A 13,186-nucleotide genomic window follows, 5' to 3' on the forward strand; every position below is an offset into this window, starting at 1 on the left:
AGTCTGGATTCATGACATCGCTGATCACGCGGAATCTTCTTCCTCAGGCGGAGGATCTCCTCGCGCACTTCCCTGCTGTCGTGATCCAGGGGGCCCGCCAGGTCGGGAAGAGCACGTTGGCGTCGATGGTCGCCGGGTCCCGCCCGCATGTGGTGGTGAGCTTCGACGATGACGATGTGCGGGAATCGGCCCGGTTGGATCCGCGCGCCTTCGTGCGGCAGGCCGGCGAGGGGCTCCTGGTGATCGACGAGGTGCAGCGCGAACCGTCGGTGCTGCTGGCGATCAAGTCGGCGATCGATGCGGACCGCCGTCCCGGCCGGTTCCTGATCACCGGATCCTCCGACCTGCTGCGCCTGTCGCGGTCGCCTGACTCCTTGGCCGGTCGCGCTGTCACTCTTGATCTGTCCGGTCTCAGCCAGGGGGAGCTCACCGGTCGGAAGGAGGACTTCGCCCACTGGGTCCGCACGGCGAACGGGGCCCTCACCGGGGCTGGGCACGGATGGTCGCGGGAGCAGTACCTCCAGGCGATCCTTCACGGCGGTTACCCGGAGATCCAGCGCCTCCCGGCCAGGCTCCACGGCACCTGGTTCGACAGCTATCTGGACCGGGTGATCACCCGTGACGTCGCGGACGTCTCCCGGGGCCTGTCGAGCGATCGGCTGGCTGCTGTGCTGCGCATGGTGGCTGCGAACCAGGGCGGGGAGCTGGTGCAGGCGCGTCTGTCCGACGAGTTGTCGATCCCACGGTCATCGGTCTCGGGATACCTGAACGCCCTGTCGACGATGTACCTCACGCACGACCTGCCGTCCTGGCGGGCGAACCTCACCAAGAGGGAAGTAGGCAGGCACAAGGTGGCGGTGGCCGACTCCGGTCTGGCCACGCGACTGTCGAAGCTGCGAGCCGCGCAGCTGTCGCAGCTCACGTCCGCTCCACTGCTGGGTGCGCAGCTCGAGGCTTTCGTGGTCGCCCAGCTGATGGCGCAGAGAGGCTGGTCGGCCGAGGAGTTCGAGCTGTTCCACTTCCGTGATCGCGACGGCCTGGAGGTGGACGTGGTGATCGAGTTCGCCGATGGCCGCGTGTTCCTGATCAAGGTGAAGGCTTCCTCGACGTTCCGCGCCGAGCACTCCCGCGGGATCCGGGCATTGGCGCAGAGGCTGGGCGATCGCTTCCTCGGCGGTGCCGTCCTCGGGCTCACCGAGGAGCCACGCCAGCTCACGGATCGGGTGTGGGGCCTGCCGATCTCCGCGCTGTGGGAGCACCCCTAGGCATCGGACCGCCCGGGGGCCCACGTATGCCGGCTGACGGTGCATGACCCTCACGCCCCGCTCCACTGCCAGGAGAACGGGGGTTAACCCCCAGGACGGTTTCGGGTTCTGGTCGTAGCCTGGACATGGCCGAGCACGCCACCCGCTATCCGTCGGGCCTCGGCCAGGAAGGGGAACGTCCGCCCATGCAGCGCAGGCCACCGGTCTCGTCGCGGCTCAGCCATCAGATCAGGCAGGGCCGCCGGATCCCCCCTGCCCACGCACCCGGCCCCCTGGAGGGGAAGGTGTTCCCTCCCACCGGTCGCGGGGTCGCGATGCCTCGCCGTCGCGGCAAGTGGCTCACCCGGGACGTCCCGATCTTCTTCGGCGGCATCGTCTCCCTCGGCACGTTCCTCCTGTTCGGCTTCGGCAGCCTGGTCGGTGGCACCGGCCTGATCGGCCCCGCTCTGGGCGCAGTCGCCGTCGGAGCCGCCGTGGCCGGGGGCAGTGCCTACCTGCTGCGCAACCGTCGCCCGGCTCAGCAGCCCTTGCGCGCGGTGAGCGCGGCGGTGCCGGAGGGCACCCGCGCCCTGCTCGAGGGCGCCGTCAGCAACGCCGTGAATCAGCGTCGTCGGATCGCGGAGCTGAACCGCCGCTCCACGCCCCATGCGGCACGCCCCGTGCTGGCTCGGGCCGATGCGCTGCTGGTGCGGATCGATGCACTGATGCGCACCGAGGTGGTGCAGTCACGCCGCCCGTACGACGAGGACGTGATGCTGCTGGAGGGCATGAGCGCCAGGTACGTGCCGGAGCTGCTGGGTGCAGTGGAGGACAACCTGGGCTTCCTGTCCTCGTCCGCCCCCGGGTCCCAGGACCAGGCACTGCAGAACCTGCAGGTGATCGACGAGCAGCTGGCCGCCCTCAACGACGGCGTGGACCGCATCGAGAGCGAGGTCGTCGGCGGCGCCGCCCGCTCACTCGACGTGCAGCGGGAGTTCCTGCGGGCACGGCTCGGGACGAAGCAGCCCTTCTGACCCTCACGCCGCAGCAGCGCCGACGCTCTCGCGCCGACGCCGCTGCGTGCACGGATGACCTTCCTTCTGAGGCGGTCAGTGCCGCTCAGTGATCAGAACCCGGGGTTGGCCGGGTCTGCGCCGATGCGGCCGTCGGGGTTGTCCAGGCCGTTGATCTGCTCGATCTCATCAGCGGTGAGCTCCAGGTCCACCGAGGCGAAGTTCGAGACGATCCGCTTGGGGGTGACGGACTTGGGGATCACCACGTTGCCGACGGCCAGGTGCCAGGCGATGATCACCTGACCGGGGTCGGCGTCGTGGGCCTCGGCGATCTCGGTGATGACCTCGTTCTTGAGGATGTCGCCACCCTGGCCCAGGGGGCTCCACGCCTCGGTGAGGATGTCGTGCTTTGCGTGGTAGGCGCGCAGCTCGCCCTGCTGGAACTCGGGGTGCAGCTCGATCTGGTGCATCACCGGCACCACGCCGGTCTCGTCGATGATCTCCTCGAGCTGGGCGATCGGGAAGTTGGAGACGCCGATCGACTTGGCCTTCCTCTCCTTCTGCAGCTCGATGAGGGCCTTCCAGGACTCGAGGTACTTGCCGCGCTGGGGGCTGGCCCAGTGGATCAGGTACAGGTCCACGTAGTCCATGTCGAGCTTCTCGAGCGAGGTCTCCAGCGCCTTCTTGGCAGAGTCGAAGCCCTGGTCGCCGTTGGCGAGCTTGGTGGTGATGAACAATTCCTCGCGGGGCACGCCAGCCGCCTTCACGGCACGGCCCACGCCGCCCTCGTTCTGGTAGCCGGCGGCGGTGTCGATGTGGCGGTAGCCGGCCTCGATGGCCTGCTTGACCACGTCGGCCGCGACGTCGTCCTCGACCTGCCACACGCCGTAGCCGAGCTGAGGGACGGAGTTGCCGTCGTGGAAGGACAGGGTGGGAACAGTGCTGATCATGCGAAGCCTCCTGAGTGGTGGTCCGGTGGTTCCAGCGTAGAACGGGTGGAGCGCGAGTTCGCAGTCGGCGTCCAGGTGGTCGGCCAGCGGAGCTACTACCGGAGTCCCGGTGAAGGGGGTGGGCGCTCCGTAAGCTCAGGGAGTACTGGACCGAGCTCTGCCAGAGCTGGATCGGCCAGTGGTGAGATGAGGAGGTCAATGATGGCCGTGCAGATCCCCGAGAAGTTCCAGCAGTTCCGTGCGCTCGTCCTGGACCCTACGAACGAAGAGAAGCTCGTTGGCTACCTCAAGGAGTACTCCGCAGGCGGGTCATACACCGGTGCGTACTTCAACGAGCTAACGACCACGACAAGTTCAGATCCGAACCGTATCGATATCGCCGACGTTGCGTCATTGTCTCTGTTGTCCGTCACCCTCAAGCCTGAGGCAGTGGGGCATCTGATCGGGAACGTCGAGGTGAGCGAAAAGTTGGAGCGGCATCTCAGCGCACAACCTGACCGCGACCTGGCCACACTAACGCCGGTTGAGGCGGAGGCCCTTGAAGCCGGGAACCTGAACGACGTCTGGAATCTGATCCAACAGGCCAACGGTGTCGGACGGACCCGCACCTCGAAGCTCCTCGCTCGCAAGCGTCCCCGACTAATCCCAATCTGGGACAGCGTGATCGCCGAGGTTCTCGACCTACCGACCAGCAAGGACATGTGGAAGATCTTCCATGCGGCCTTAACCCAGGAGGGCGAACAGACCTTAGATGACCGGCTCGGTGAGCTGGCTTTGAAAGCGGGCGTTGCGGAACGGTACTCACGACTGCGCGTGCTCGACATCCTGGCGTGGATGTACGGCAAGAATAAGGGCCTGGCAAGCAAGGTATATATGGAGTTGGCGCCCGACCCCGAAGAGAAAGATCGTTGAACGATCCTGAGTTCTCGCCCTCGCCCCTTAACTCCGGCCACGCGGGCCTCTACGCCTGCAGCCCTACGTAGGATCACCAGAGTTACTACACAGCGAAGGAGCACTCGGGTGAGCGAACGGATCTTGGTCGTGGGTGCCATCATCGAGCGCGACGGGACCGTTTTCGCTGCTCGGCGCAATCCCGAGCGCAGCGCGGGTGGCTTATGGGAGTTCCCGGGCGGCAAGGTCGAAGCCGACGAGACGCCCGAGCAGGCACTTACCCGCGAACTCAGGGAAGAGCTTGGGGTCGACGTGTCCATCGGCGAGCTCGTGGACACCAGCCTCAGCAACGTTGCCGGCTTAACGATTGAACTGGGCTGCTACCTCACCGAGCTTCGAGGATCTGACCCGGTCTCAAGCACCGACCACGATGCACTCACATGGGTGCCACTCGATCAGCTGGAGGAACTCGACTGGGCACCGGGGGATGTCCCGATCATCAAACGCCTCCCCCGCCTCCTTGAGGGTGCCAGCCGCGGGCAGGTGAATATTCGCCTCGCTGGGGTCCGCTGATCGAGGGTTCGGGTGCCACGTCGCTGCCGTAGCGGTGGCGTCGTTCGGGACCACCAGTGGTGTCGTTGGGGCCGCTCTGTCTACGCTCCTTCCGCCGTGTGTATAGGGCACGCGGCGGAAGGAGCAATCTGGAATGGTACGGAAGATCAGGGCGAAGCTGGTGCTCCAGCTGCGCGCAGAAGGTCTGTCGGGGCGAGCGATTTCGTCCTCGCAGGGCATGTCCCGCAAGTCCGTGAGGGCGGTGTTCGAGGCCGCTGACGCTGCAGGGATCGGGTGGGGCGATATCGCGGACGTCGCCGATGAGCAGGTGTATGCCCGGTTGTTCCCGGGCCGGGGCGAGCACGAGAGCGTGTTCGCACAGCCGGACTGGGAACAGGTCCATCGAGAGATGGCCAGGGTCGGCGTGACGCTGAAGCTGTTGCACGGCGAGTACTTCGACGCGACCACGGCGGCTGGGGATCCGGCGATGGGGTATGACCGGTTTTGCCGCACCTACCAGCACCACGTCATGGTCACCGGTGCCGCTTCGAGAGTCGGTCACAAGGCCGGCCAGAGCGTGGAGGTCGACTGGTCCGGCCCCACGATGGAGCTGGCCGATCCGGTCACCGGCGAGGTCTCGAAGGTGTTCTTGTTCGTTGCCTGCCTGCCTTTTTCTCGTTACGCGTTCTGCTTCCCGGCGCTGGATATGCGCCAGGAGTCCTGGCTGCGAGCGCACGTAGCGATGTTCGAGGCGCTGGGCGGGACGGTCCCGAGGATCGTTCCGGACAACCTCAAGACCGGTGTGGTGAAGCACCCCCGCGAGGGCGAGATCGTCCTGAACGATGCGTATCGCGAGATGGCAGCGCATTACTCGGCGGCGGTGCTCCCGGGGAGGGTGCGGAAACCGAAAGACAAGGCGAGCGTGGAGAACACCGTCGCGCACGTCGCGACCTGGGTCATCGCCGGGCTGCGGGATCAGCGATTCACGTCCCTGCCCGAACTTGCAGCCGCCATCGGGCAGCGGATGGAGGCCTATAACGCGGAGCCGTTCCAGAAGCGGCCCGGATCCCGCGCCAGCGTGTTCGACGCGGAGGAGCGGCCGCTGCTGACGCCGCTGCCGGCGGTGCCCTACGAGATCTCGACATGGCACTACGGACGACGAGTGGGCAGGAACGGGCACGTCACGTTCGCGCGGAACTTCTACTCCGCGCCGTTCGCGCACATCGGCGCGAAGGTCGATCTGCGCATCACGGCCCGGACGCTGGAGATCTATCAGGGCAGCCAGCGACTGACCAGTCACCTGCTGCTCCCGGAGACCGCGAGCAATGAGTACCGCACCAACGACGCGGACCTACCTGCGGGCGAGCGTTTCCAGGCCTGGGACGCGCAGAGGGTGCGGGCGTGGGCAGATCGGGTCGGGCCGGCCACGGTGATCGTGATCCAGCGGATCTTCGAGTCCGTGCCGATCGTGGAACAGGGCCTGGATCCCGCGTTGGCGGTGCTACGGCTCTCTCGCCGCTTCTCCGTAGATCGGGTCGAGGCGGCCTGCGCACTCGCGCTGACGGGACGGGTCCGTTCACCGCGCTATGCGCATCTGCACCCGATCTTGGCCACCGGGCAGGACAAGGTCGCCGCCCTGCGTCCACCCCGCGAGGAACCCGCGGAAGACGGCGGATACGTCCGTGGCGCCGACTACTACGCCGGAGGTGTCCGGTGAGCGTGATCGATAACGACACGAAGCGGAAGCTGCGCGAGATGGGCGCGACCGCGCTGCTGGACGCGATCGATGCCCAGGATGAGGCTCACGTGCTGGGGATGTCGTTCCAGGAACGGCTCCAGCTGATCGTGGACGAGGCGCATTCCATCTTCAATCATGGAAAGGTCGAGGGTCTGATCCGCCGGGCGGGGCTGCGTTATCCCGGAGCGGACCTGCGGCGGCTGGATCTGGTCGAGGAACGGGGACTGAACCGGAACGTGATCGCGCAACTGGCAACCTGCTCCTTCATCCAGCGGCAACAGAACGTGGTCTTCCAGGGCTTCACCGGCTCAGGGAAGTCCTACCTCGGCTGCGCGCTGGCGAAGCAGGCCTGCCAGCACCGGCTCCGAGCCCACTACATCCGAATGCCCGACCTCGAAGAGGCCTGGGCCCTGGCAAAGGACAAGCCGCAGGGCCAGACGAAGTTCCTGCGGAAGTACTCCACGTTCTCGCTGCTGGTGATCGACGAGTGGCTGCTGGACCATCCTGACGAGGGAATGCGTTCGATGCTGCTGGAACTGCTCGAGCGCCGCTATGACACCGGCTCGACCGTGTTCTGCACCCAGTACCCGAAGAAGGACTGGCACGCCCGGCTCGGTGGAGCAGTCCACGCCGATGCGATCATGGACCGCATCGTGCACAACACAATCTGGATCGACACCGGCGACAGGAACATGCGAGAACACACCGCACTGCCCCAGTGACCCGATGCCGGCGGGAGCCAGTGGTCCCCACCGCGGCGGCTACTGGCCCCCGTCGGCACGATCGGCGGTCCCCAAGAGCAAGATTCGGTGGCTCCCACGACTACGAATACTCAGCGCCGCTGTACCGGGGAGATCCCGGCTACCGGCCGAAAATGGACCGCGACGGTGACGGAGTGGCCTGCGAGTAGGCCGACTCCGCGACGCCGCCGTTGCCGCCAGGGCCGTGTTCAACCGCTTTCAGGCTCACAACAGGCGTGGGAGGATCCAGGTCCACCCCGAAGCAGAGCAGGCCACCACCTCGTCCCCGGTAGGCGACCAGGACGGAGCACCCGCATGAACGAGCAGCACACCAGCACCTCGAACAGCACCGGCGACGACGACAGTAGCCGGGGCAGCGTGCTGCATCTGCTGCCGAACGCAGCGATCGCGGGCCTCGACGTCACCGGCTCCGGCAAGGTCGGCGAGGCGGGCCGGACTGACGAGGTCGACAGCGCGGGCGGGAAGGGCCGTTCCGCCGTGGAGGCGGTGCTGCGGGCCCTCGCCGCACGTCTGCATGCCTCCGGTGCGGTCACGGACGGCTTCGAGGCCGCGGTACTGGAGCGGGAGCGGACGTACCCGACAGGCCTGCCCACGGTGATCCCCGCGGCGATCCCCCACACCGATCCGGAGCACGTGATCGAACCGGGCATCGCGGTGGCCACCCTGCGCGAACCGGTGGCCTTCGGGGAGATGGGCGGCAGCGGGGAGGCTACGGTCCCTGTGCGCCTGGTGGTAATGCTGGTGCTGCGCGAGGCCCAAGCCCAGCTCGAAGCCCTGCAGCGCCTGATCCAGGCCCTGCAGGACGAAGCCGCCGTGCGCACCGTGCTCGATGCCACCGACGATGCAGACCTGGAGCGTCGCGTCAGGCAGTGGCTGCAGGCCCCTTCCTGACGGGCGCCTCCTGGAGAGCGGCCCGCACCGGCCTCACTTCACCCGCAGCGTCACCACCGCGACCGGCTCGTCGGTGTCACCGGGGGTGATCACCACGGTGTCGCCCTCCACGTGGGCGGCGGCGGGTGCCTTCTCCTGCTCATCGTCGTCGTCGCGGTCGGGCCCGTCGGAGACCGTCCGGGAGTCGTCGGCCCTGTCGGCTTCCTCCTCCTCGCCGGGGTAGACCGCACCGGCCGCGTCGTCGGTGCCGTCACTGGCGCCACCGGCGGCGCCCTTCTCCTCACCGCGCTCGGGCACCTCGGCCAGCTCGCGGATCGCGGCCGACACCTCCGGGCTGAGCCGAACCTCCCCTGCCTCGGGGTCCAGCAGCAGCACGTGCAACTGCTCCTGGCCGGTGCCGTCGACCCCGCGGGTGAAGCGAACGCCCTCCGGTGGAGTACGCACGGCCTCGTGCATCCAGGGTCGGGTCGCGTAGATCGCCTCGCCGTAGCGGTTGATCCACGCCCCCAGCTCCTCCAATGCCACCCGCTGCAGGGGCGGGATGGTGCCGTCGGCCCGCGGCCCGATGTTCAGCAGCAGGTTGCCGTTCTTGGAGACCACATCCACCAGCAGGCGGATCACGTCGCTGCCGCCCATCGCGTGCTCGATCGACTCGTCATGGTTGAAGCCGAAGCTGAGGCCCAGGCCGCGGGTGGCCTCGAACACCTCGTCCTGCACGGAGTCGATGTCCTGGTACTCGCGGGTGGCGACCCCATGCACAGGCACGCCCCAGCGGTCGTTGACCATGCCCTCGGGGACCTTCTCGAGGTATTCGCCGAACAGCTGGACCAGGGAGTCGGGGCCGGGGTACTTGCCGGCGTCGGGCCAGTCGATGTCGTTCCACAGGATGTCCGGGGAGAACTTCTCGATCAGCTCCCGCAGCTGCGCGGCGGCGAAGGCCGCGAACTCGGGGTCGTTGCGGCGCAGGGAGAACAGTTCCTCGTGGGAGGTGATCGGCCCGAAGTCGGTGACGTGCCAGTCCAGGGCGCCGGAGTAGTACAGGCCGAAGCGCAGGCCGGCGGCGCGGGTGGCGTGCTCGAGCTTGGCGATCAGGTCGCGGCCAGGGCCCCGGCGGGCGGCGGTGAAGGAGGTGGTCTCGCTGTCCCACAGGCAGAACCCGTCGTGGTGCTTGGCGGTGGGCACCACGTACTTGGCGCCGGCCTGCACGGCGAGGTTCACCATCGCCTTGGGGCTGGAGCGGATGGGGTCCCAGGTGTCGGCGAAGTCCTCGTAGCTGTGGCCGGGGCCGAACAGCTTCTGGTGCCGCTCCCGGGTGGGGCTGCCCTCGATGCGCACGGTGTTGGCGTACCACTCGGCGTACTGGTGGCGGGCGTAGGCGTTGTCCTCGGTGACGTCGGAGCGGTCGGACACGTCGGCCCAGCCGGGCACGGAGTACAGGCCCCAGTGGATGAAGATGCCCAGCTTCGCGTCGCGGTACCAGTCAGGGACGGTGAGGTCCGGGTAGTCGCTCGCGGGGGCGGCGTCGCGGGGGCCGTGACGGTCATCGAAGCTGATCATCGGGTCTCTCCTGCGAGGTCGGGGGCGCATGACCACCGTATCGGGAGTCGTGGGACCTACCTGGAGGTGCGCCCCAGGTTGGCTGCGGCGCGTACGTAAGCATCCATGTCGTATCGCTCACCGGCGGCGATGGACTCGATCATCATCCCGTGGAGCCCACCGTGCCGCTCGCGATAGACCAGGCGGTATCGGGGCCTGGTGGCGTGTTCGGGATCCGGGTCGAGGTACACCTTCCGGCAATCGGAGAGGTCACCGATAGCGGGAGGATCGAACAGCGGAGCACCTCTCTGCTCCCCACGCGCGAGCGAGAACATCGTCTCGATCGCTGCTTTCTGGACGTCCTTGGGCAGCGCCGCGAGATCATCCTTGAACGCCGGGACCCAGCGGAAGGGGAGACTCACTCGAAGTCAGCGGGGTCGAAGCCGAGCTCGGTCAGGAGTGAGTCGCTGTCGGAGGACGGCTGGCTCATACGGGATGCGAGGGTCTCGGCAAGTTCGAGGTCCTCGAGGATCGACTCGAGGCGCTCGTAGAGCTCGAAGGGGATGACGGCCGCCTGGGGCTTGCGATGCGCACCGAAGATGACGGGCTCAGCCATGGCGCCCTCGACCTGGAACCGGGCGAGGGTAGCACCGAGCTCCTCGCGGGCTTCGCGGCTGGTTCGTACCTGGGTGATCGCCATGGCGAAAGGATACCACCAACGTGTACACATTTGTGTACCTCACTTGCTGCTGCGAGGATGGCCCCACCCGCCATCAACCGCTTAAGTCCGGGAGGGCCTCCTCATGAACCGCCGCACCGAGCCCCACAGGTCTGAGCCTCGCAGGCCCCGTATCGGCATCGCCGGTATCGCCATCGAGTCCTCCACCTTCACCCCATACCGCTCCTCCGCGGCGGACTTCGAGGTGCGCCGCGGCACCGAAGCGATCCTCGATCGCTACCCGTTCTTCACCGCCACCACCGGCTCCGGGCAGGTGCTGCGAGAGGCGGCCGACTACGTGGGTGTCCTCCACGCCCGCGCCCTCCCCGGCGGCCAGCTGGTTCGCGAGGTCTACGAGGGGTGGAAGCGAGAGATCTGTGAGGGCCTGGCCGCCGCCCACGCCGAGGCGCCGCTGGACGGGTTCTATTTCGACATCCACGGCGCGATGAGCGTGGTGGGCCTGGAGGACGCCGAAGGGGACCTGATCACCGCGATCCGCGAGGCGATCGGCCCGGACGTGGTGGTGGGTACCGCCATGGACCTGCACGGCAACGTCTCCGAGACCCTGTTCGATGCCTGCGACCTCCTCACCTGCTACCGTCACGCCCCCCACATCGACGCCTGGGAGACCCGCGAGCGGGGCCTGCGCGACCTGGTGGACGCCACCGCCGCCGTGATGGCCGGCGGCCCGCTCCCCCACAAGGCGCTGGTGCACGTGCCGGTGCTGCTGCCCGGGGAGAAGACCTCCACGCGCATTGAACCGGCCAAGTCCATCTATGGCCGCATCCCCGATCTCACCGACCGCGAGGGCGTCACCGACGTGTCCTATTGGGTGGGCTTCGCCTGGGCCGACCAGCCCCGCTGCAAGGCCGCCATCGTCGCCTTCGGATCCGACGCCGAGGCCGTCGACACCGCAGCTCTGGAGCTGGCCACCTCGGTGTGGGAGGCCCGCCACGATTTCGAGTTCGTGGCCCCCACCGGCAGTTTCGCCGACTGCCTGGACCAGGCGATCGTCAGCGAGAAGCGGCCGTTCTGGATCTCCGACTCCGGGGACAACCCCGGCGCCGGTGGGGCCGACGACACCACCTACTGCCTGGCACAGCTGTTGGGCCGCGAGGAGATCCGCACCAATGAGGTGAGCGCACTGATGGTGTCCTTGGTGGATCCGGACTCGAGCAGTGCCGCGTGGGAACTGGGCGTGGGCGGGCGCGGGGACTTCGTCGTGGGCGGGCGGATCGATGCCCGCGAGCCCGGCCCGGTGCCGCTGCGTGCCCAGGTGGTGGCGCTGGACGACTCCGCCTCGACCGGACGGGCAGCCGCCCTGCAGGTGCTGGTTCCGGGCGCGGGTGACGACGGCATCGAGCAACTGTCGGGCCTGACGGTGGTTGTCACCGCGCGTCGCTCCCAGTTCGCCACCGCCGACATGTTCGCGCGCCTGGGGCTATCGATGACGGGGTTCGACGTGGTCACCGTGAAGATGGGCTACCTGGAGCCGGACCAGTACGAGGCCGCCGCCGACTGGCTGTTGGCCCTCACCCCCGGCGGCGTGGACCAGGACCTGGTGCGCCTGGGCCACTCCCGCATCGACCGGCCGATGATCCCCTTCGATGCCGAGATCCCGGCCCCATCGGCCGCAGGGATCCGACGGGGTACGCAGGTCACGGGGTGATCACGATGCCACCGTCCATCCACTCCGGTCGGCGGTGACCACTGGTCTCGGTGCATGCAGCCGATCATCGACGAGACCCCGGCCTCTCCACAATCCCCGCTGCCGCAGGTGAAATCCTGCGCGCCGCGTTCCAGGGTGAGGCCCCCGCCTGCCCGGCCGCGCCTGGCGGTCAACGGATGCCGGCGATGATGTCGTCCACCACGCGCTCGGCCACCTGGCCCGCCACCTGGGGCTCCGCGCCGCGCAGGGGCCCGTGCACCATCAGCTCCGCGCAGCCGTGCACGGCCGACCAGCAGGAGAACTCCGCACCCGGGCGGCGGTAAGCCGGCAGAACACCACTTGCCACGCAGCCCTCCAGCGCCGCCAGCAGCTCCCCGACCGGTGGCATCTCCTCGAGCGATGCCCGATTCCCCAGGCGCGCCTGCCCGGCGAAGGCGGTCTCGAACAAGCCCGGTTCCTCGACGGCGAACTCGATGTAGCTCAACCCCACTTCGCGCAGGCGGTGCAGTGCTGCCTCTGCCCGCGCCACGAGTGCGACGGGATCGGTCGCGCCGGCGGCGGGAGTGGGAGTGTCCGCGACGGGAGCGGGGGTGGCGGTCGCAGGGCCGGACCGGTCATCGATCCGGTCCCGCATCCGCTCAGCCATGCGCTCCTGGATCTCCCGGCCAAGAGCCTCCAGCAGCTCCGCGCGATCCCGGAAGTGGCGATAGGCCGCAGCGGGAGTCACGCCCGCACGACGCGTCGCCTCGCGCAGGGACAGCGACGAGGGCCCATCCACGCGGGTCATCTCCAGTGCCTCCGCGATGAGGGCTGCCCTCAGGTCACCGTGGTGGTACCCGCGGGAATCCCGGGCCTTGCTCTCCTTCACCACAGGAGTCGTTCCGAGAGTTCCCCTCACCATCCCCGCCTCCCTCACATAAGTCCACGCTGTTCACACAATGTATATGCCATTCACATAGACCGCTTCCCATCCTCCCCGATGGTCGTCATGACCTCACAGCACACCGCTCACCCACCCGCCACCTATTGCGCATTTCTGAGCGCATGGTCGATTCCCGGATACCCAGGATTCACCTGAGCCCCGCCTCCAGGACTACCGGCTTCCGTAGCGTGAGCTGTGCCCATCTCACGACCCCTAGGTCAGGACCCCCATGCGCTCCCCTGCATCCGTATCGCCGCCCGCCCAGAACCCCATGAAGGGCGTTAGGCACGAGCAGGATCCG

General features: G+C 67.8%; 14 protein-coding genes. 9 read left to right on the forward strand and 5 right to left on the reverse strand.

All coding sequences use genetic code 11. From position 1 onward, the window contains the following. The first annotated feature begins 11 nt into the window (after nucleotides 1–11). A complete protein-coding gene (locus tag JOD52_RS15820; protein WP_204411099.1) occupies nucleotides 12–1,265 on the forward strand; it encodes an ATP-binding protein in 1,254 nt (417 codons plus the stop codon). 284 nt (nucleotides 1,266–1,549) lie between these two features. Next, nucleotides 1,550–2,278, forward strand: coding sequence for a hypothetical protein (locus JOD52_RS15825; protein WP_204411101.1), 729 nt, complete (start codon nucleotides 1,550–1,552; stop codon nucleotides 2,276–2,278). Between the two features lie 92 nt (nucleotides 2,279–2,370). Here JOD52_RS15825 and JOD52_RS15830 read toward each other — a convergent pair whose 3' ends face one another. Continuing rightward, a complete protein-coding gene (locus tag JOD52_RS15830) occupies nucleotides 2,371–3,207 on the reverse strand; it encodes an aldo/keto reductase (RefSeq protein WP_204411103.1) in 837 nt (278 codons plus the stop codon). Nucleotides 3,208–3,408: 201 nt separating this feature from the next. On the opposite strand from JOD52_RS15830, the gene JOD52_RS15835 reads away from it, so the two are divergent. From JOD52_RS15835 to JOD52_RS15860, 6 genes are all read left to right on the forward strand, one after another. Then, the gene (locus JOD52_RS15835; protein ID WP_204411105.1) at nucleotides 3,409–4,119 is read left to right on the forward strand and encodes a DUF6308 family protein; all 711 of its coding nucleotides are present in this window, start codon (nucleotides 3,409–3,411) and stop codon (nucleotides 4,117–4,119) included. Nucleotides 4,120–4,227: 108 nt separating this feature from the next. Next, nucleotides 4,228–4,671 carry a (deoxy)nucleoside triphosphate pyrophosphohydrolase gene (locus JOD52_RS15840; protein ID WP_338124119.1) on the forward strand — a complete coding sequence of 148 codons (444 nt, stop codon included), beginning with the start codon at nucleotides 4,228–4,230 and terminating at the stop codon, nucleotides 4,669–4,671. A 133-nt stretch (nucleotides 4,672–4,804) separates the two neighbouring features. Further along, complete coding sequence (gene istA / locus JOD52_RS15845; protein WP_204408388.1) at nucleotides 4,805–6,367, forward strand: IS21 family transposase; 1,563 nt, start codon at nucleotides 4,805–4,807, stop codon at nucleotides 6,365–6,367. After that, on the forward strand, nucleotides 6,364–7,110 hold the full coding sequence (locus tag JOD52_RS15850) for an ATP-binding protein (RefSeq protein ID WP_338124028.1): 747 nt from the start codon (nucleotides 6,364–6,366) through the stop codon (nucleotides 7,108–7,110). Before istA ends, JOD52_RS15850 begins: the two co-directional genes overlap by 4 nt. A gap of 20 nt (nucleotides 7,111–7,130) precedes the next feature. Further along, on the forward strand, nucleotides 7,131–7,298 hold the full coding sequence (locus JOD52_RS17815) for an excalibur calcium-binding domain-containing protein (RefSeq protein ID WP_338124120.1): 168 nt from the start codon (nucleotides 7,131–7,133) through the stop codon (nucleotides 7,296–7,298). Nucleotides 7,299–7,443: 145 nt separating this feature from the next. Further along, nucleotides 7,444–8,040 (forward strand): PTS sugar transporter subunit IIA, encoded by a 597-nt coding sequence (locus JOD52_RS15860; protein ID WP_204411107.1) that lies wholly within the window; start codon nucleotides 7,444–7,446, stop codon nucleotides 8,038–8,040. 33 nt (nucleotides 8,041–8,073) lie between these two features. Here the strand turns inward: JOD52_RS15860 and JOD52_RS15865 are convergent, their stop codons facing one another. Genes JOD52_RS15865 through JOD52_RS15875 form a run of 3 tightly spaced genes read right to left on the reverse strand, consistent with a single transcriptional unit; the run spans nucleotide 8,074 to nucleotide 10,276 of the window. Beyond that, nucleotides 8,074–9,597, reverse strand: coding sequence for an alpha-L-fucosidase (locus JOD52_RS15865; RefSeq protein ID WP_204411111.1), 1,524 nt, complete (start codon nucleotides 9,595–9,597; stop codon nucleotides 8,074–8,076). Nucleotides 9,598–9,653: 56 nt separating this feature from the next. Further along, entirely contained in the window at nucleotides 9,654–9,998 is a 345-nt protein-coding gene (locus tag JOD52_RS15870) for a hypothetical protein (protein WP_204411114.1), read from the reverse strand. Further along, nucleotides 9,995–10,276 carry a type II toxin-antitoxin system Phd/YefM family antitoxin gene (locus JOD52_RS15875; protein WP_204411116.1) on the reverse strand — a complete coding sequence of 94 codons (282 nt, stop codon included), beginning with the start codon at nucleotides 10,274–10,276 and terminating at the stop codon, nucleotides 9,995–9,997. Before JOD52_RS15875 ends, JOD52_RS15870 begins: the two co-directional genes overlap by 4 nt. Nucleotides 10,277–10,379: 103 nt before the next feature. Here JOD52_RS15875 and JOD52_RS15880 point away from each other — a divergent pair, with 103 nt between their 5' ends. Next, nucleotides 10,380–11,963: a M81 family metallopeptidase gene (locus JOD52_RS15880; protein WP_204411118.1), complete on the forward strand. Its 1,584-nt coding sequence runs from the start codon at nucleotides 10,380–10,382 to the stop codon at nucleotides 11,961–11,963. A gap of 169 nt (nucleotides 11,964–12,132) precedes the next feature. On the opposite strand, the gene JOD52_RS15885 is transcribed toward JOD52_RS15880, so the two are convergent. Next, complete coding sequence (locus JOD52_RS15885) at nucleotides 12,133–12,864, reverse strand: TetR/AcrR family transcriptional regulator (protein ID WP_275579122.1); 732 nt, start codon at nucleotides 12,862–12,864, stop codon at nucleotides 12,133–12,135. Between the last annotated feature and the right edge of the window lie 322 nt (nucleotides 12,865–13,186).

Origin of the sequence: Brachybacterium muris, assembly GCF_016907455.1 — a bacterium.
GTDB lineage: Bacteria > Actinomycetota > Actinomycetes > Actinomycetales > Dermabacteraceae > Brachybacterium > Brachybacterium muris.

What these genes read in the sequence shown, in the direction of transcription:
- JOD52_RS15820 (WP_204411099.1), top strand. Translation starts at nt 12, where the DNA reads ATGACATCGCTGATCACGCGGAATCTTCTTCCTCAGGCGGAGGATCTC.
- JOD52_RS15830 (WP_204411103.1), bottom strand. Translation starts at nt 3,207, where the DNA reads ATGATCAGCACTGTTCCCACCCTGTCCTTCCACGACGGCAACTCCGTC.
- JOD52_RS15835 (WP_204411105.1), top strand. Translation starts at nt 3,409, where the DNA reads ATGGCCGTGCAGATCCCCGAGAAGTTCCAGCAGTTCCGTGCGCTCGTC.
- istA (WP_204408388.1), top strand. Translation starts at nt 4,805, where the DNA reads ATGGTACGGAAGATCAGGGCGAAGCTGGTGCTCCAGCTGCGCGCAGAA.
- JOD52_RS15860 (WP_204411107.1), top strand. Translation starts at nt 7,444, where the DNA reads ATGAACGAGCAGCACACCAGCACCTCGAACAGCACCGGCGACGACGAC.
- JOD52_RS15865 (WP_204411111.1), bottom strand. Translation starts at nt 9,597, where the DNA reads ATGATCAGCTTCGATGACCGTCACGGCCCCCGCGACGCCGCCCCCGCG.
- JOD52_RS15875 (WP_204411116.1), bottom strand. Translation starts at nt 10,276, where the DNA reads ATGGCGATCACCCAGGTACGAACCAGCCGCGAAGCCCGCGAGGAGCTC.
- JOD52_RS15880 (WP_204411118.1), top strand. Translation starts at nt 10,380, where the DNA reads ATGAACCGCCGCACCGAGCCCCACAGGTCTGAGCCTCGCAGGCCCCGT.
- JOD52_RS15885 (WP_275579122.1), bottom strand. Translation starts at nt 12,864, where the DNA reads ATGGTGAGGGGAACTCTCGGAACGACTCCTGTGGTGAAGGAGAGCAAG.